Source organism: Streptomyces sp. NPDC004610 (assembly GCF_040609715.1).
Taxonomy (GTDB): domain Bacteria; phylum Actinomycetota; class Actinomycetes; order Streptomycetales; family Streptomycetaceae; genus Streptomyces.
Genome location: NZ_JBEXLA010000027.1, coordinates 127,217 through 144,288 on the forward strand (window position 1 = coordinate 127,217; position 17,072 = coordinate 144,288).

20 protein-coding genes are annotated in these 17,072 nt (G+C 70.7%); 12 read left to right on the forward strand and 8 right to left on the reverse strand.

Annotated features, from left to right (window positions below; genetic code table 11):
• Positions 1 to 79: 79 nt before the first annotated feature.
• The 3 genes from ABZX40_RS27610 (at position 80) to ABZX40_RS27620 (ending at position 6,266) form a co-directional block, all read left to right on the forward strand.
• Positions 80 to 1,783: an ABC transporter ATP-binding protein gene (locus tag ABZX40_RS27610; protein ID WP_355744108.1), complete on the forward strand. Its 1,704-nt coding sequence runs from the start codon at positions 80 to 82 to the stop codon at positions 1,781 to 1,783.
• 263 nt (positions 1,784 to 2,046) lie between these two features.
• On the forward strand, positions 2,047 to 3,843 hold the full coding sequence (locus ABZX40_RS27615) for an ABC transporter ATP-binding protein (protein ID WP_355744105.1): 1,797 nt from the start codon (positions 2,047 to 2,049) through the stop codon (positions 3,841 to 3,843).
• Between the two features lie 332 nt (positions 3,844 to 4,175).
• Entirely contained in the window at positions 4,176 to 6,266 is a 2,091-nt protein-coding gene (locus ABZX40_RS27620) for a M4 family metallopeptidase (RefSeq protein ID WP_355743831.1), read from the forward strand.
• A gap of 141 nt (positions 6,267 to 6,407) precedes the next feature.
• Here the strand turns inward: ABZX40_RS27620 and ABZX40_RS27625 are convergent, their stop codons facing one another.
• The 4 genes from ABZX40_RS27625 to ABZX40_RS27640 all read right to left on the reverse strand — a co-directional run bounded on the left by ABZX40_RS27625 (position 6,408) and on the right by ABZX40_RS27640 (position 9,245).
• On the reverse strand, positions 6,408 to 6,875 hold the full coding sequence (locus tag ABZX40_RS27625; protein ID WP_355743829.1) for an NUDIX domain-containing protein: 468 nt from the start codon (positions 6,873 to 6,875) through the stop codon (positions 6,408 to 6,410).
• Positions 6,876 to 6,983: 108 nt separating this feature from the next.
• Entirely contained in the window at positions 6,984 to 7,838 is an 855-nt protein-coding gene (locus ABZX40_RS27630; protein WP_355743826.1) for a hypothetical protein, read from the reverse strand.
• On the reverse strand, positions 7,825 to 8,181 hold the full coding sequence (locus ABZX40_RS27635; RefSeq protein WP_355743824.1) for a hypothetical protein: 357 nt from the start codon (positions 8,179 to 8,181) through the stop codon (positions 7,825 to 7,827). Before ABZX40_RS27635 ends, ABZX40_RS27630 begins: the two co-directional genes overlap by 14 nt.
• A 56-nt stretch (positions 8,182 to 8,237) precedes the next feature.
• Positions 8,238 to 9,245, reverse strand: coding sequence for an NAD(P)H-dependent glycerol-3-phosphate dehydrogenase (locus ABZX40_RS27640; protein ID WP_355743821.1), 1,008 nt, complete (start codon positions 9,243 to 9,245; stop codon positions 8,238 to 8,240).
• Between the two features lie 124 nt (positions 9,246 to 9,369).
• On the opposite strand from ABZX40_RS27640, the gene ABZX40_RS27645 reads away from it, so the two are divergent.
• Complete coding sequence (locus ABZX40_RS27645; protein ID WP_355743818.1) at positions 9,370 to 9,939, forward strand: HD domain-containing protein; 570 nt, start codon at positions 9,370 to 9,372, stop codon at positions 9,937 to 9,939.
• Here ABZX40_RS27645 and ABZX40_RS27650 read toward each other — a convergent pair.
• Together ABZX40_RS27650 and ABZX40_RS27655 are read right to left on the reverse strand one after the other, a co-directional pair.
• Positions 9,921 to 10,388, reverse strand: coding sequence for an NUDIX domain-containing protein (locus ABZX40_RS27650; RefSeq protein ID WP_355743815.1), 468 nt, complete (start codon positions 10,386 to 10,388; stop codon positions 9,921 to 9,923). The two genes, ABZX40_RS27645 and ABZX40_RS27650, sit on opposite strands and share 19 nt — an antisense overlap.
• Positions 10,321 to 11,151: a helix-turn-helix transcriptional regulator gene (locus ABZX40_RS27655; protein ID WP_355743812.1), complete on the reverse strand. Its 831-nt coding sequence runs from the start codon at positions 11,149 to 11,151 to the stop codon at positions 10,321 to 10,323. The genes ABZX40_RS27650 and ABZX40_RS27655 overlap by 68 nt, the downstream gene beginning before the upstream one ends.
• 152 nt (positions 11,152 to 11,303) lie before the next feature.
• On the opposite strand from ABZX40_RS27655, the gene ABZX40_RS27660 reads away from it, so the two are divergent.
• From ABZX40_RS27660 to ABZX40_RS27675, 4 genes are all read left to right on the forward strand, one after another.
• The gene (locus tag ABZX40_RS27660) at positions 11,304 to 12,206 is read left to right on the forward strand and encodes a radical SAM protein (RefSeq protein ID WP_355743809.1); all 903 of its coding nucleotides are present in this window, start codon (positions 11,304 to 11,306) and stop codon (positions 12,204 to 12,206) included.
• A gap of 109 nt (positions 12,207 to 12,315) precedes the next feature.
• Positions 12,316 to 12,843, forward strand: coding sequence for a hypothetical protein (locus ABZX40_RS27665; RefSeq protein ID WP_355743806.1), 528 nt, complete (start codon positions 12,316 to 12,318; stop codon positions 12,841 to 12,843).
• Entirely contained in the window at positions 12,761 to 13,423 is a 663-nt protein-coding gene (locus tag ABZX40_RS27670; protein ID WP_355743803.1) for a class I SAM-dependent methyltransferase, read from the forward strand. The genes ABZX40_RS27665 and ABZX40_RS27670 overlap by 83 nt, the downstream gene beginning before the upstream one ends.
• A gap of 11 nt (positions 13,424 to 13,434) precedes the next feature.
• Positions 13,435 to 14,019: a class IV adenylate cyclase gene (locus ABZX40_RS27675; RefSeq protein ID WP_355743800.1), complete on the forward strand. Its 585-nt coding sequence runs from the start codon at positions 13,435 to 13,437 to the stop codon at positions 14,017 to 14,019.
• Positions 14,020 to 14,070: 51 nt separating this feature from the next.
• Here ABZX40_RS27675 and ABZX40_RS27680 read toward each other — a convergent pair whose 3' ends face one another.
• Together ABZX40_RS27680 and ABZX40_RS27685 are read right to left on the reverse strand one after the other, a co-directional pair.
• Positions 14,071 to 14,283 (reverse strand): DUF397 domain-containing protein, encoded by a 213-nt coding sequence (locus ABZX40_RS27680; RefSeq protein WP_355743797.1) that lies wholly within the window; start codon positions 14,281 to 14,283, stop codon positions 14,071 to 14,073.
• Positions 14,280 to 15,116 (reverse strand): helix-turn-helix transcriptional regulator, encoded by an 837-nt coding sequence (locus ABZX40_RS27685; RefSeq protein WP_355744102.1) that lies wholly within the window; start codon positions 15,114 to 15,116, stop codon positions 14,280 to 14,282. The genes ABZX40_RS27680 and ABZX40_RS27685 overlap by 4 nt, the downstream gene beginning before the upstream one ends.
• 106 nt (positions 15,117 to 15,222) lie before the next feature.
• Between ABZX40_RS27685 and ABZX40_RS27690 the strand changes: the two genes are divergently transcribed.
• From ABZX40_RS27690 to ABZX40_RS27705, 4 genes are read left to right on the forward strand one after another with little or no spacing between them, the layout of a single operon-like run.
• Entirely contained in the window at positions 15,223 to 15,453 is a 231-nt protein-coding gene (locus tag ABZX40_RS27690) for a hypothetical protein (RefSeq protein WP_355743794.1), read from the forward strand.
• Complete coding sequence (locus ABZX40_RS27695) at positions 15,450 to 15,836, forward strand: hypothetical protein (RefSeq protein ID WP_355743791.1); 387 nt, start codon at positions 15,450 to 15,452, stop codon at positions 15,834 to 15,836. The genes ABZX40_RS27690 and ABZX40_RS27695 overlap by 4 nt, the downstream gene beginning before the upstream one ends.
• Positions 15,837 to 15,840: 4 nt before the next feature.
• Positions 15,841 to 16,278 (forward strand): hypothetical protein, encoded by a 438-nt coding sequence (locus ABZX40_RS27700; protein WP_355743788.1) that lies wholly within the window; start codon positions 15,841 to 15,843, stop codon positions 16,276 to 16,278.
• Between the two features lie 32 nt (positions 16,279 to 16,310).
• The gene (locus tag ABZX40_RS27705) at positions 16,311 to 16,820 is read left to right on the forward strand and encodes a DUF1990 domain-containing protein (protein ID WP_355743785.1); all 510 of its coding nucleotides are present in this window, start codon (positions 16,311 to 16,313) and stop codon (positions 16,818 to 16,820) included.
• The last annotated feature ends 252 nt before the right edge of the window (positions 16,821 to 17,072 follow it).

The window sequence follows — 17,072 nt, forward strand, 5'->3', positions numbered from 1 at the left end:
ACGGCGGGCCGGAGGGCGCCATCGTGGCCGCGTCTCACCCACCCCGGCCGACCTCCCACCCCCTCCCCGGCGGCTCGTCATGATCGACACCTACGGCGACCCCGGCACCCCCGACCGGCGTGGACCCGCCCGGTATCTGTGGTGGCTGGCGCGGAGTCAGCCGGGGCGGTCGGCGGCCGGGGCGACGCTGGCCAGTGTCTGGATGGTGCTGCTCGCGGCGACCCCGTTCCTGATGGCACGGGCGGTCGACGAGGGGCTCGCCGGGGGCGACTACCCGGCGCTGGTGGGCTGGAGCGCGGCCCTGTTCGGGGCCGGTGTGCTGAACGCCTGGCTGAGCATCATGCGGCACCGCACGATGACCCGGGTGCGGATGGACGCCAACTTCCGCACGGTCAAGGTGGTCGTGGACCACTCGGTGCGGCTCGGCTCCCGGCTGGGGCCGCAGACCGGCGCGGGCGAGGTGACCACGATCGGCGTCGGTGACGTCCAGACCATCGCCACCGCCCTGACCGCGGTCGGCCCCGGCGTCGGCTCCCTCGTCGCGTACGCGGTGATCGCGGCGCTGCTGCTGTCGGTGTCGCCGCAGCTCGCCGGGGTGATCCTGCTCGGGGTGCCGGTGATCGTGGTGCTGGTCGGCCCGCTGATGCGGCGGATCCAGGGCCGGGAGGCGGCGTACCGGGAGACGCAGGGCCTGCTGACGGCCCGGATCGGCGATCTGGCGGGCGGTCTGCGGGTGCTCAACGGGCTCGGCGGCAAAAGCCTGTTCGCGGACGCCTTCCGCGCCGACTCCCGGCGGCTGCGCGCCCAGGGCTACCGGGTCGGCCGGATCACGAGCTGGATGCAGGCGCTCGGCATCGGGCTGCCGACGGTGTTCCTGGCGGTGGTGAGCTGGCTGGCGGCCCGCTCGGCGGCGCGCGGCGAGATCACGGCGGGCGAACTGGTCGCGGTGTACGGCTATGTCGCGGTGCTGGTGATCCCGATGGCGTTCCTGGTGGAGTGCGCCCACCAGATCAGCCGCGCCCTGGTGGCCGCCGACCGGGTCGTACGGTTCCTGCGGCTGGCGCCCGCGGCGGACGCGGGGACGGCGGACGCCCCCGCCGAACCGTCGGTGCTGCACGACCCCGAGTCGGGCGTCAGCGTCCTGCCGGGCAGGCTGACCGCGCTGGTGGCGGACCGCCCGGCCGACGCCGCCGCCATCCTCGACCGTCTCGCCCGGCACACGGAATCGGCGGCGACCTGGGGCGGCGTACGGCTGGACGAGATCCCGCTCGCGCAGGTCAGGGCGCGGATCCTGCTGGCCGATCACGAGGCGGACCTGTTCGCGGGCCCGTTCCGGGAGGTGGTGGACGGCGAGGACCGTGCCGACCGGGAGTTGGAGCGCGCGGTCCGTACGGCCGCCGCGGACGACATCGTCCAGGCCCTCCCCGACGGCCCCGACTCCCCCCTCGACGCCCAGGCCCGCAACCTCTCCGGCGGCCAGCGGCAACGCGTCCGCCTGGTCCGGGCGCTGCTCGCCGACCCGGAGATCCTCCTCGCCGTGGAACCCACGTCGGCGCTGGACGCCCACACGGAGGCCACGGTCGCCGACCGCGTACGGGCGACGAGGTCCGGCCGTACGACCCTGCTCACCTCGACGTCCCCCTTGGTCCTGGCCCAGGCGGACACGGTGATCCATGTACGGGACGGCAAGGCGACGGCCACGGGCCCCCACACCCACCTCCTGCGCACCGACCCGGACTACCGCGCCCTGGTGTCCCGAGCCCCGAAGGACGACACGGAGTGACGGAAGAACAACGCCGCAGCGAGGGACGCGGGGAACCACGCGGGAACACCCCGGCACCCAACCAGCCGACCGCACGGCAACACCGCCGCAAGGGGCGCGGGGAACCACGCGGGAACACCCCGGCACCCACTCAACCCACCGCACCCCAACCCCCTCAGGGGCGCGGGGAACTGCGCGACCAGCCCCCACCCACCCGCACCCGACAACCCACCCCGCCCCCTACCCCTACCTCCACCCCGAACCCCACCCTCACCCACCTCCCCATCGCCACCCGCCCCCAGGTCCGCCGCGCCGTCACCACCCTCATCCGCGCCGACCTCCCCCTCTTCACCACCGTCCTCACCCTCAACTCCCTCGCCGCCCTCACCGGCCTCGTGGGCCCCTGGCTGCTCGGCCGCATCATCGACGAGGTCCGCACCGGCACCGGTGTCACGACCAGCACCACCGTCACCACCATCGACCACCTCGCCCTCGGCATCCTCCTAGCCGCCCTCGCCCAACTCCTCCTCTCCCGCGCGGCGCGCAACGCGGGCCACCGCTTCGGCGAACGCACCCTCGCCCGCATCCGCGAACGCTTCGTGGACCGCGTCCTCGCCCTCCCCGCCGCCACCGTGGAACGGGCCGGTACCGGCGATCTCACCGCCCGCGGCACCGCGGATGTCGCCACCGTCGGCACCACCCTGCGCGACGCGGCGCCGGAACTCTTCGTCAGCGGTGTCCAGGCCCTCTTCCTCCTGGTCGCGGTGTTCACCCTGGACCCCCTCTTCGGCGCCCTCGGGGTGTTCTGTCTGACCCCGATCGCGCTGGTCCTGCGCTGGTATCTGCGCCGCGCGCGGGACGCCTATCTCGCGGAGGGCGCGGCCACCTCCGAGGTCGCCGAGGTGATCGCGGCGACGGCGGCGGGCGCCCGTACCGTGGACGCGTTCGGGCTGGCCGCCAAGCGGACCAAGGTGAGCCGGGAGCGCCTGGAGACGGCCCGCCGCACCCGCTTCCGCACCCTCTCCCTCCGGACGGTCTTCTTCCCGGCCGTCGAGATCTCCTACATCCTGCCGGTGACCGGCGTCCTGCTGATCGGCGGGGCGCTGCACGCGAACAGGGCGATGACCCTGGGCGCGGTGGTGACGGCGGCGCTGTATCTCCAGCAGCTGAGCGGCCCGTTGGACGAGATCCTCATCCGGGTGGAGCAGTTGCAGAGCAGCGGGGCGTCGTTCGCGCGGGTGGAGGGCCTGGCCCAGACACCCTCGGCCACCCCCTCGGCCACCTCTGCGGCTACCCCCTCAGCCACCCCTTCGGCCACCCCGCAGAGCGGCCCGGCGGGCGATCTGATCGAGGTGCGGGACGCGCGGTACGCGTACGACCGGGGCGGTGAGGTGCTGCGCGGGGTGGATCTGACGGTCCGGCCGGGTGAGCGGCTCGCGGTGGTGGGCCCGTCGGGCGCGGGCAAGACGACGCTGAGCCGACTGCTCGCGGGGGTGGACGCGCCGAGCGCGGGGGCGGTGACGGTGGGCGGCGTGCCGGTGGCGGCGCTGGACCCGGAGCAGTTGCGCCGCCAGGTGGTGCTGGTGACGCAGGAACACCATGTGTTCCTCGGTACGGTCCGGGACAATCTGCGGATCGCGGACCCGGCGGCGCCGGACGCGGCGATGTGGTCGGCGCTGGCGGCGGTCGGCGCGCAGGAGTGGGTACGGGAGCTGCCGGACGGCCTGGACACCCGGCTCGGCGGCGGCACCGGAGGCCATCCGACCGACGGTTCGCGCGCCCAGCAACTGGCGCTGGCCCGCGTGGTGCTGGCCGACCCGCACACCCTGATCCTGGACGAGGCGACGGCGCTGCTGGACCCGACGACGGCCCGGCACACCGAGCGCGCGCTGGCCGCCGTGCTGAAGGGCCGTACGGTGATCGCCATCGCGCACCGGCTGCACACCGCGCATGACGCGGACCGGGTGGCGGTGATGGAGGACGGCCGTCTCACCGAACTCGGCACGCACGACGAACTGGTGGCGGCGGAGGGGGCGTACGCCCGCCTCTGGCACACCTGGCACGGCGAGACACCACGCTGACACCGCGCTGCCTCGGCACCGACTCGACGCCGACTCGACGTCAACCCACCCTTGACCGACCCTTGAACACCCTTTGACCTGGCCCGGAGAGAAGAGAACTCCCTCCACCCCTCCGCATATCGAACGCGAACTCCTGCCCAACGAACGAATTCCGGCCAACCTTTGACGCGCCCCTGACAAGCACGGTCCCTGAGTGCCACCCTTCCCAAGGCCCCTCCCGGCAACCCCACGCACCCCGCCGGGAGCACCCCGGGCCGTACGCATCTGGTGTCCCGTTCTGCCCGGACGACCTCCTGGCCGCCCGGTCATCCCTGGTCGCGCGACCCGTGGCCATGCAGAAGGAGTCAGTGTTGAGCAGTACTCCCTCCCACAGACCCACCCCCCACACCCCCCACACCCTCCCCACCCCGCGCCGCCGCCGCGCCACGGCCGTCGCCCTCGTCGGGGTCGCCGCCTTCCTGGCCGCCGCCGTGCAGTCCGGCGCCGCGACCGCCGCCCCGGCCCAGGCCCCCCGGTCCGCGCCGGTCACCGCCGCCGACCCGGGCGCCCTGCCCGCCGACCTCACCCCCGCGCAGCGCACAGCGCTGATCCGCGCGGCCGACGCCGACAAGACGGCCACCGCCGCCGAACTCGGCCTCGGCGCGCAGGAGAAACTGGTCGTCCGGGATGTGGTGAAGGACCAGGACGGCACGCTCCACACCCGCTACGAGCGGACGTACGGCGGGCTGCCGGTGCTGGGCGGTGACCTGGTCGTCTCGACGGCGAAGAACGGCACCACGGAGAGCACGGTCAAGGCGACCCGCGCCACGATCTCGGTCCCCTCCCTCACCCCCACCCTCGCCCCCTCCAAGGCCGAGAGCCAGGCCCTCGGCGAGGCCCGCGCGGAGAAGGCGAAGAGCCCCGCGATCGAGACGGCCCCCCGCCGGGTCGTCTGGGCGGCCGAGGGCACCCCGACCCTGGCGTACGAGACGGTCGTGGGCGGCCTCCAGCACGACGGCACCCCGCAGGAACTGCATGTCGTCACCGACGCGAAGAGCGGCGAGAAGCTGTACGAGTGGCAGGCGGTGCGCAACGGCACCGGCAACACCCAGTACAGCGGCACGGTGCCCCTGACCACGACCCAGTCCGGGACGACGTACAACCTCACCGACGGCGCCCGCGGCAACCACCGCACGTACAACCTCAACCGGGGCACCTCCGGCACCGGCACCCTCTTCTCCGGCTCCGACGACGTCTGGGGCAACGGCACCGCCGCCAACCTGGAGACGGCCGGCGCCGACGCCCACTACGGGGCCGCGCTGACCTGGGACTACTACAAGAACGTGCACGGCCGCAATGGCATCCGCGGGGACGGCGTCGCCGCCTACTCCCGCGTCCACTACGGCAACAACTACATCAACGCCTTCTGGTCGGACAGTTGCTTCTGCATGACGTACGGCGACGGCGCGGGCAACGCCAAGCCGCTGACGTCGATCGACGTGGCCGGCCACGAGATGACCCACGGCCTGACCTCCGCGACCGCGGGCCTGATCTACAGCGGCGAGTCCGGCGGCCTGAACGAGGCGACCTCGGACATCTTCGGCACGACCGTCGAGTTCTACGCCAACAACGCCTCCGATGTCGGCGACTACCTCATCGGCGAGAAGATCGACATCAACGGCAACGGGACGCCCCTGCGGTACATGGACAAGCCGAGCAGGGACGGCGCGTCCAGGGACAGCTGGTACTCGGGCATCGGCTCGATCGACGTCCACTACTCCTCGGGCCCCGCGAACCACTTCTTCTACCTGCTCAGCGAGGGCAGCGGCCAGAAGACCATCAACGGCGTCAGCTACGACTCCCCGACCTCGGACGGCCTGCCGGTGACCGGCATAGGCCGGGCGAAGGCCGAGCAGATCTGGTTCAAGGCCCTCACCACGAAGTTCACGACCACCACCAACTACTCGGCGGCCCGCACCGGCACCCTCGCGGTGGCGAGCGAACTGTACGGAGGCACCACCTCCGTCGAGTACAAGGCCGTGCAGGACGCCTGGGCGGCCGTGGCGGTCGGCACCCGCTCCGGCACCCCGGGCGGCACGTCCTTCGAGTCCACGACGGATGTCTCCGTCCCGGACAACGGCGTGGCCGTGAACTCCGCGATCAGCGTCACCGGCCGCACGGGCAACGCCCCCGCCGCGCTCCCGGTCGAGGTGGACATCATCCACACCTGGCGCGGCGACCTCGTCATCGACCTGGTCGCCCCGGACGGCACGCTGTACCGCCTGAAGAACTCCAGCGGGTCCGACTCCGCGGACAACGTCCAGGAGACGTACACGGTCAACGCGTCCTCGGAAACCGCGAACGGCACGTGGCAGCTCCGCGTCCAGGATGTGGCGTCACAGGACACCGGGTACATCAACGGGTGGAAGCTGACGTTCCCGTAGGGGGCGGAGGAATCGGCTGAGCCGGGCCCCGCCGCGCCTTCCCTCCGGGGGCGTGGCGGGGCTCTCGCCGTCCGAGGGCATACCGGTCTGCTCGCCCGCCGCTGCCGCCCCGACGTCGGCTACGCGGCTCGCCCTTGCGGCTCAGCCCAGATAGGGATAGGTACCGGCGAGATAGTCGCCGATCTGCTGGCGCATGCTGGGGTGGATGTCGTACTGGTCCAGATCGGCGGGCTGGATGAAGCGGACTCCGTCGGCCTCGTCGTTGATCGTGGGCGCTCCGCCGACGGGGCGGCCGATGTAGGTGTTCTCGTACTGCTGGCGGATCTCACCGTCGGTGTAGGCCACGATGTGCTTCGGGTTGGTGTAGACGCCGAGGAAGCCGGTGATGTCCGCGATGATCCCCGTCTCCTCCAGGCACTCGCGGATCGCGCACTGGGCCGCGGTCTCACCGATGTCCTGGGCACCGCCGGGAAGGGCCCACTGGCCGGTGTCGCGGCGCCGCTGAAGCAGGATGGCGCCGCTCTCGTCGGCGACCAGCAGGTTGCTGGCCGGGATGAGGGTGTTCGCCTTGGGAGCGGTCGGGTCGTTGTAGTACTCGGTCCTGCCCATGGCCGGCGATCCTCTCCTCTTCGGGCGCCCACGGTCGGGCGGCCCGGACGGCGCCGAGGCTTCGAGCCTAGGTGTCGAACCACCCGGTGCCGTCCGCTTCTTGAGGGCTCAGCCCGCGAAGACGACGAATGTGCCGGTCGTGAGACCGGAGAAGGTGATGAGCTGGCGGGGTTTGAGGAGGGTGAAGGCGGCGTGCATGCCGAGGCCCGCGGCAACCGCGTAGGGGATGGTCTGCGGGATGAGGAGCGCCGGGGGCAGCGCGGCTTCCACGATGATCACGGTGAGCGCTGCCGTACGCCACAGGCGGATGTCGCGAGGTGTGAGGTTTCCCTTGCGGCGGTGGACGAAAGCGGGGACCGCGTGCTGGTGCCGGTGTGCGAGCCGGTCCTTGAGCTGGGCGTGGGTGTGCATCCACTGGGCGAGGAAGAGGCCGGTGCGGAACTGGCGGGAGCGGAGTTTCTGGTAGGCGCTGTTCCAGTACAGGTCGGTGGCGACCAGCACCAGCAGGGCCTGCGCCCAGGTGTTGGCGGTGCTGGTGCGATGGTCCAGGTGCAGCCCGTGTCCGAGGTCACCGGCGACGAGGAGACAACCACCGGTCAGCAGGCTGAAGCGCACGGCGCTGGGGCTTTTGAGGTAGAGCAGGTCCAGGGCGGCTCCGGCGAGGACCAGCAGCAGGGACAGACGCGGGGTGATACCGGCCGCCAGGGTGAGGGCGGCGACGGTCCGTGCGACGAGCGCGGGCCGGTAGGCAGCGGCAAGGATCTGGGCGCGGGTCGGTCCGTAACGCTGCTCGGCGAGATGAAGGCTGAGGGATCCGGGTGCGAATCGCCTCCAGCCGCCCTGTCCCACGGAGAGGACGAACCGTACGGCGAGGACGCTGCCGTAGACGATACGGAAGAGCTGGACGCGCGCGGGATCGGTGGAACTGGTGAAACCGGAGGTGAGAGCGTCATAGAACCACACGGCTGTCCTTGACGGTGATGGGCTGCTCGCCCTTGGCGGACAGCACGCGGCCCTGTCCGTCAATGCGGAGGTACCGGCCGGTGCGGATCTCGTGCTCGATGATCACCTGGAGCTGGGGTGGAGGGAGGAGGAACGCACCTGGAGAGAGGTGGGTGTAGGGGTTGACGGACTCGGTGCTGCCGTCCGGCAAGGTGCCGGTGAGGTCGATGATGACGAAGGTGCCGCGGGAGAACAGGGGGTAGCGCATCCAACGGCCCGGCCTGGGGGTGAAGCCGGTGACCATCCAGGCGGCGAGGGCGGCGGTGACGGCGGCCTGGGCTGTGCTCAGCAGGGTTGCGGGCATGACGGATGGGCCTCCGGGTGGGAGGAGGAAGGGGATGTGCCTGGGCGAAGGCGGAGTTACTCGGGTCTGGGGGGCCGCTGCATGAGTACGGCCGCCGCCTCGTCGGGGGTCATCCTGCCGTGCAGGACGGCGGTCACGACCGTCGTGATGGGCATGTCGACGCCGTGGGCGCGGGCGAGGCTGATGACCGCTTCGGCGCTCTTGACGCCCTCGGTGGTCTGACGGGTGGCGGCGGCTGCTTCGGCGACCGTCAGGCCGCGCCCGAGATGGGTGCCGAAGGTGCGGTTGCGGGAGAGCGGTGAGGAGCAGGTGGTGACGAGGTCGCCCATGCCGGACAGTCCGGCAAGGGTCGCGGGCTCGGCGCCCAGGGCGGTGGCGAGGCGGGTGCTCTCGGCCAGGCCGCGGGTCATGATCAGCGCGGCGGCGTTGTGCCCGGATTCCTTGCCGGTGGCGATGCCGACCGCGAGGGCGATGACGTTCTTGAGGGCCCCGCCCAGTTCGCAGCCGATGACGTCGGTGGAGGTGTAGGGGCGGAAGTAGGGGGTGTGGCACGCCGTCTGGAAGCGATGTGCGGTTGCCTCGTCGGTGCAGGCGACCGTGGCCGCGGCCGGTTGCCCGGCCATGATCTCCCGGGCGAGGTTCGGCCCGGACAGCACGGCGATGCGGGCACGGTCCACGCCGGTCCCCTCATGGATGATCTCGCTGGCCCGCAGCGCGGTTGCGGCCTCGATGCCCTTCATGAGGGACACGACCACGGTCGCGGGCGGGATGTGTGCCGCCCAGGCGGTGAGGCAGTCACGCAGACTCTGGGCAGGCACGGACAGGACGAGGAAGTCGGCGCCGTCCAGCGCGGTGGCGGGATCGGTCGTGGCCGTCAGGCCCGGGGGCAGGTCGATGTCGGGAAAGTAGGCCGGGTTGCGGTGGTGGGTGTTGATGGCGTCGGCGATCTCACGCCGACGGGCGTGCAGGACGGTGCTGGTGCCCGCGTCGGTGAGGATCTTGGCTGCGGCGGTGCCCCAGGATCCGGCGGAGAACACGGCCGCGCGGGCGGGGCGCTGGTTCACGTGCGGGTCCTCTCGCTCGGTCCGGGTCGGGGACCTGTGGCGGGCGGGGGCATCGTACCGGCGGACACAACGTTCGAGACAGCAACGGGTCTGTCCGGCCGCTCCTCTGGGCAGGCAGCAGACCATGAACAGCTTCTCTGCCGCACAGGCCCGGCACCTCGCCGAGGAGGAACTCAGCGGCAGGCTCCCCCGGCGGTGGGCGCATTCACTGGGTGTGGCCACCCGTGCCACCGAGGTGGGAACTCTCCTCGGCAGGAACGCCGATCTGCTTGCCGCCGCTGCCGCACTGCACGACGTGGGTTACGCGCCACGCCTGGCCGTCACCGGGTTCCATCCGCTGGACGGAGCGCGCTTTCTCCGGGACGAGCGCGGTGCCGACGAACGGCTCACCCGGCTGGTGGCGAACCATTCGTTCGCGCTCCTGGAGGCGGAGGAACGGGGGCTGAGGGCGGAGCTGGCCGCGGAGTTCCCGTTGCCGGAGGACCCGCTTCTGGTGGACGCCCTCGTGTACTGCGACATGACGACGACGCCCGACGGCGGCCGGACCACCGCCCCGCAGCGGGTCGCGGAGATCCAAAGCCGCTACGGCCCAGACCATGTGGTGGCGCGGTTCATTCGATCGGCGGCGCCGAAGATCTTCTCCTCGGTCGAGCGGATCGAGGCGGTGCTGAGGGCTCAGCCCAGGAAGGGATAGGTACCGGCGAGATAGTCGCCGATCTGCTGGCGCATGCTGGGGTGGATGTCGTACTGGTCCAGATCGGCGGGCTGGACGAAGCGGACTCCGTCGGCCTCGTCGTTGATCGTGGGCGCTCCGCCGACGGGGCGGCCGATGTAGGTGTTCTCGTACTGCTGGCGGATCTCACCGTCGGTGTAGGCCACGATGTGCTTCGGGTTGGTGTAGACGCCGAGGAAGCCGGTGATGTCCGCGATGATCCCCGTCTCCTCCAGGCACTCGCGGATCGCGCACTGGGCCGCGGTCTCACCGATGTCCTGGGCACCGCCGGGAAGGGCCCACTGGCCGGTGTCGCGGCGCCGCTGAAGCAGGATGGCGCCGCTCTCGTCGGCGACCAGCAGGTTACTGGCCGGGATGAGGGTGTTCGCCTTGGGAGCGGTCGGGTCGTTGTAGTACTCGGTCCTGCCCATGGCCGGCAGTCCTCTCCTCTTCGGGCGCCCACGGTCGGGCGGCGGCCCAGACGGCGCCGAAGCTTCGAGCATAGGCGTCGAACCACCCGGTGAAGTCCGCCCTCTTGAGGTGCAGGAGCGGGTTGGCGCTGGCGGGTCGTCCCCAGATGTGGGGGTTGACGAGCAAGTTGTCGTCGTAGCGGAACAGGGATGCGTAGAGCGTGGTGTCGTGAAGGCGCAGGGCGCATCCGGCCTCGCCCAGCAGCGGACGGTAGTAGGTCAGCGAGGCTCGGATCTTGGCGGCGAGGGTGTCGCCGATCCCCTCCTCGCGGCCTCGGACGGACACTGCCTGTCCGTACGGGTCGCCGAAGCACAGGCGCACCCGCACTCCGTCGGCGGCGCGCTCGGAGAGCATCTCGGCGACGCAGGGGTTGGACTGGGCGAAGAAGGTACCGGAGAAGACGAGGACGCTGATCTCGTCCCGGGCTCCTCGCAGCAGCGAGAGCCAGACATCGCGTGGCACGCTGGCACGGTTCTGATAGGTGCCGATCAGTTCGGTGCCCGACCCGTCGAGCGTACGGCCGGGTCGCTCGGGAGGCGCGGGCGGCCAGAGGAAGGTCTCTTCCACGCGCAGATGCCGCGCGGCCCGAAAGCGGTGCCGGGCATGGGGAGTGCGTCCGCCCAGCCACCGGCTCACCGTTTTGGGGTCCACCTCGCAGACCTCGGCGAGCGCTTCGGGGGAGACTCCGCGCTGTCCGAGCACCGTGCGCAGTCGGTCGTTCACAGGACTATGGAAGCGCTACCCGCAGGATCGGGCAAGGACGTTTCGGGACGTTCTGAGATGTCCTCGGACCGTCCCCGAACGCGGTGACGAAGTCCCCGTCCGGAGAGCGACCATCAGGGTTCCCCCGCAGACAGTCAGCCAAGGGAGCCGATGTGATCGGGGAAGTCACCGGTATCAGGAAGATCCGGACGCTCTACCTGCAATTGCTCTACCGCTGCAACTTCACTTGCCTGCACTGCTTCCACGGCGAACGCCTTCGGTACACCGATGCCTTCAGCACCGAGGAGGCCGCCGGTCTCCTCACCCTGATGCGGGAGGAGTACGGCACGGAGGCGGTGACCCTGCTCGGCGGGGAGCCGTTCATCCACCAGGGCCTCACGCAGGTCGTCCGCCACGCCAAGGAGGGGCTCGGCCAGCGCGTCGAGATCTGCACCAACGGGTACCGGATCGACCGGCGCCTGACCGAGATCGCCCCGCACCTGGATCTGCTCAGAGTCTCGCTGGAGGGACTCGGGGCGACGAACGACGGCATTCGCAGGCAGGGCAGCTACCGCAACGCCCTCGACGTGCTCGCTCTGGCCAGGGACATCGGCGTTCCGACAGGCGTGACCATGACCATCACCTCGCGGAACATCAGCCAGGTCCTGCCCCTCACCCGTGTTCTGGGACAGCTCGGGGTCCGAGAACTGAGGCTCCACCACCTACGGACGGTCGGCAACGCCGAGAAGCACCCCGAACTCCAGGTCACCGCCCCGTCCGCCTACGGTCGGCTCCGCGAAGAGCTGGCGTCGGCAGACCTGCCCCTTGCGGTGATCGTCGATGAGGACCTGTCCGAACGGGGCGCCCGCCTGGACTCCGCACCAGCCATCAGGCCCCGCGAGATCGACCGCATCGAGGCCGACCCTCGCGGCGCCCTGACGATGTCCTGCAAGGCCGTGGGCAAGGATGCGCACGCCTTCTGGTACGAGAAGGCCAAGGGACGTATTGTCCACCGGCCGTCCGGCACCGACGAACTCGCCCTAGCGATCCCGGACGTGGTGTATGCCCGTGTCTGATACCCCTCTCTTCGAGAGCCTGGAGGGTTTACGGGGCACCGGAAAGTCCACCCTGGCACCCCTGCTCGCCACCGCCCGGCAAGCAGTCCTCGTCCCGACCGTTCCGAGGGTGTACGAGTCCCTCCGAAACGCAGTGGACGAGGGGACGAACATCGAGGCGCGAATGTGTCTCTACCTCTCGGCACTGTTCACTGCGGCCGAAGAGATCCAGCATCACCTGGACAACGGCGTCCCGGTCGTGGTCGAAAGCTACTTCGCCCGATGCCTCGCCACTCACCGAGCCCTGGGCACCCGGCTCGACGTGACGCTGCCACGCCATCTGCCGATTCCCACCGGCTACCACCTCGTCTGCGCGGAGGACGAACGACGGCGCCGCCTCGCCGGCCGGAACAAGCCGGAGTCCCGGTGGGACGCGCTGACGGAAACCGTCAGCGACCGGGTCATGGCCGCCTATTCCTGGTTCCCCATGCACCACGTGGACACGTCGGGGCGTGGCCCCGAGGAGGTCCTCCACGCGATCACCGGCACTGTGGCCACCCAAGGAGCGCACTCCCATGCAGACCCGGAGCCTGTGGGAACACACCCTCACCTTCTTCCCTCAGTTCCTCGCCGCGCTACGGGAGCGCACCGCCCCTGACTCCACCGTCGCGGTCATCGGCGCGAGTGACGGCAAATTCGTCCTCCCTCTCGCCGCCGCCGGACACCGCGTCGTCGCCATCGAACGCGACGCGGTCGCCCTCCACGGAGGTGACGTCCGCCTCCCGGGTGACAGGCGAGCACACGCGCCGGGGCTGATCGACCGGCTGCAACGCGAGGAACTGACCCACCGCGTACGGGTCGTTGAAGGCGACTTCCTCAACGGCCCGCCGCTGGACCTGCGGTGCGATGCGGTCTGGACGAGCTGCTCATGGCACTACAGTGCCAACCACCGCCGACCGCTCGCCGAGTTCGTCGACCGCATGCAACGCCTGGTCGGCACGGGAGGTGTGTTCGGAGCGGAGTTCATGATGCCGGTCGAGAGTCGTCACCATGAGATCGAGCACTACAGCTCTCCCGAGCGCTTGCGCCCCCACTTTCGCGACGGCTGGGAAGTCCTGCTCACCCTGCGCACCGGCGAGTTCACCGAGCGACCCCATGTCGGTCGGCCCCATGAGCACACCCACCGCATGGGCGTACTCATGGCGGCCCGATCATCCCCCCGCACCGACCGCTCCTGAGAGAAGGCCGAATGAAGAACGAGTACGAGGCGAAGTTCCTGGCCGTCGACACCGCCGGCCTCCAGGCCAAGCTGACGGCTCTCGGCGCCGTCCAGGCGCTCCCCCGCACCCTCCTGACCCGCAAGATCTTCGAGAACGACGTCCTCGATGGCGGGGCCTGGCTCCGCCTGCGCGACGAGGGCACTCGCTCGACGCTCACACTCAAGCAGGTCACCGACGCCACGACGATCGACGGCACCCAGGAGATCGAGACCGAGGTGTCCGACCTCCACGCCATGGCCGACATCCTGCGCCGGGTCGGCCTCACCGAGGTCCGTTACCAGGAGAACTACCGCGAGGAGTGGCGCTTGGGCGAGGTCGCCTTCGACTTCGACACCTGGCCCGACCTGCCCACGTTCCTGGAGATCGAAGGACCGGACGAGGCGTCTGTCCGGGAGGCCGCCGCGTTGCTGGACCTCGACTACGCCGAGGCCCGGTTCGGCAGCGTCGACGAGATCTACAAGAGCGAGGCCGCGCGGGACATCCTCGCCGAGCCGACGCTCTTGTTCGCCCAAGAAGGGAGGGAGGAGAACGCCTCCCCGACTACCCGGGCCTGACCCCGCCACGCCCCTCCGGGAAGGAAGGGAGTGACGGGGCTCCGGCCGTCGTCAGACCGCCCCGAACTCCCCGAGCTTGACGCTCGCGACGAAGGAGGCGAACGAGGCGACGGGGAGGTCCAGAACGGGACCGGCCGGGTTCTTGGAATCCCGGACCGGGACGACACCGCCGGAGGCGGCGAGATTGGTGGCGACCTCGACGCAGTCGCCGCCGTTGTCGCTGTAGGACGAGGTGAACCAGCGCGGGGAGTCGTCGGTCGTCACGGGATGCCCTTTCGTACCTGCTCGATCATGGCCACGGATGCCGCCGGAGACAGGGCTACGGCCTGTAGCTGATGGTATGCCGTAAAGACGGCCGCCACGGAAGTGGTCTCCCGGTCGAGATTTCCCTGTGCCTGGGACTCGGCGTAGTAGACCACCGACCGGTCCGGCATGGTCAGCAGATTGACCGGCAGGTTGAAGGTGCGGCGCTCGCCGATCTCGTAAGGCGCCATCTGGAGAAGGGTGTTGGGCCGGTCGGCGAACTCGATCAGCGACGCCAGTTGGGCGTCCATGACCTCGGCACCGCCGACCGGCCGTCGGATACAGCTCTCGTCCATGGTCACGAACACCATGGGAGGCACGGAGCGCAGCAGCGTCGCCTGCCGATCCGCCACCAACGCGACCCGCCGCTCGGCCTGTTCGGGAGTGACGGCACCCCGCCTTATCGCGCTGTCGGCCAGCACCCGGGCGTACTCAGGGGTCTGCAACAGACCGGGAATGACGCCGATGTTGAAGAGCCGGATCTCCACCGCCCGGCCCTCGAATTTCACGTACTCCGGGAACCCCTCCAGCATCGCGCCAACCCTGATCTCCCGGTACCCGCGCTCGAACGCGTCCGTCGCGCCCACCAACCCGAAGGCCACATCCGCACTACGCGAAAAACGAAGAGTCGGAGACTTCCGGCCGGTTTCCACGGCAGAGATATGCACACTGGAATAGTCCATGCGGAGCGCGAGCTGATCCTGGGTCCAGCCGCGCGCCTCCCGCATGCTGCGTAAACGCGCTCCGAAGGCCGCTTGCGCCGAGGCGTCCGGGTTCAATTCCTTGCGATTCAAAGGCCGTTCACCAACCTTTCGTTCCACCTGGGCAGTTTGAAGTCTTCCCAGCTCTCAGCCACGATTCCTCTCCCCAGTAGTCACGCCACTACGGAGAGGAATACCTATGATCGCACGGAGTGTTCCCGAGCCCGGCACGATCATGGTGGATACCAGCCAAGGCGACCGCGTCGGCGAATTCCGTGACGCCATCGGGCCTTACTGGTTCCTACGCCCCATGCGCGGCGGTACCGAATGGGAGGCCGAACCCGAGCACGTACGCCCCGCGACCCCCGCGGAGCGACTCCGTGCCGAGACTGCCAGGGTCAATGCCCGCAGTCGGGGATCGCTGCTGTGAGCGGCCGGGCGGACTACTTCGCGCACGTCCGGGCCGAAGGAATGGTGTACGGCACCGGCCGGACCGTGCCGTATCTCCTCTCCACCACCCGGAGCTTCTCCCCCGTCCTGGCGCTGCGCTGGCTGCGCGACGAGGCGTTGCGGCTCGCCGACCGGCTCGATCCCGACCCGCAGCGCCTCGTATGGATCGGCCCCGCGTTCCGCGCCGCGCCGACGCCCGTACCGGACTGCCCTGCGGCGCTGCGCTTCTGGGCCACCGGCCCCGCCGTACGACGGGAGGCCCGCGAACACCTCAGATCCGGACGCCCCCTCGTCGCCGCCTTCCCTGACCTGGACTGCGTCTACACCCTGTCCGTCCGGCTCGCCGAGAATCCCGGGAGGTAGCCCCATGGACCGCGCGACCGACATCGAAGAGGCGCGCGCCGCCGTGCATGCCGACCGGCCGACGGTCATCGCCCGCTACCGCGCCCTGGAACCCGTCGCCCTGATCGCCGCCGCCTACGGCGTCCCCGCCGGCTGGCTGCGGGCGCGGCTGGACGAATGGGGGGAACCCCGCCGCCCTCTGTACGCGGCCCACCTGCACCGCCGGGCCGCCGGACATGTCTTCCGGGGGCGCCCGGTCGCCCCCCGCTCCACCGAGGAGACGCGGGCCGCCCAGGCGGAGTTCGTCCGGCGGCGCGCGACCGTGATCGCGCAGTACGAGGACGGTCAGTCCGTCACCGCGCTGGCCCGGGAGTTCAAGGTCAGTCCGACCTGGGCCGGTGAGCGGCTGGACGAGTGGGACGTACCGCGACGTAAGCGCCCTTCCCCCCGCCGCACCCCCTGAAGGCCCTCCATCTCAGGCCCTACGCTGGGCCCATGTCCTTCACGTACGAGGATGTCGGCGGCACGCGCGACCCCGGCTTCTGCCCGCCCGGATTCCACCGGCTCCATGTCCGCACCCGCATCGGCGAGGGACACGCCCTGTTCCGACGGGCGGCGGACGCGGTCGGGGGGTGGGAACTGCACCGGGCGATGGGCATGGGCGTCGACGCCGCCGCCGAGCGCGCCGCGCCGGATGTCGATGTCACCGTGACCCTGGCCGGGGTGATCAAGGCGCCGTGCCGGGTGGTGTGGACGGTGGAGGAGTATCGCCGGTCCGGCTGGGCCTACGGCACGCTCGCCGGGCATCCGGAGTGCGGGGAGGAGTCGTTCGTGGTGGAGCGCACCGGGGACGGGACTGTCTGGCTGACCGTCACGGCGTTCAGCCGTCCGGCCAAGTGGTACGCGAAGGCGGGTGGGGCGGCGACGCGGGGGCTCCAGCATGCGTATGCCCGCCGGGCGGGGGTGGCGTTGCGGCGGTTGTGTGCGCATCTGGATGCGGGGTGAGGGTGGGGGCATCGGGGTCGAGTGCGGGTGGGTGGGGCGGGTTCGCGCAGTTCCTCCCCCAGAGGGGGTACCCCCAGCGCCCCTGAGAGGGACATCGCCGTCGTCGGGTGCGGGTGGGTGGGGGCCGGTTCGCGCGGTTCCCCGCGCCCCTGAAAAGAACGGCGCCGTGGTCGAGTGCGGGTGGGTGGGGGCTGGTCGCGCAGTTCCCCGCGCCCCTGTGAGACGCCCGCGTCTTTTAGGGGCGCGGGGAAC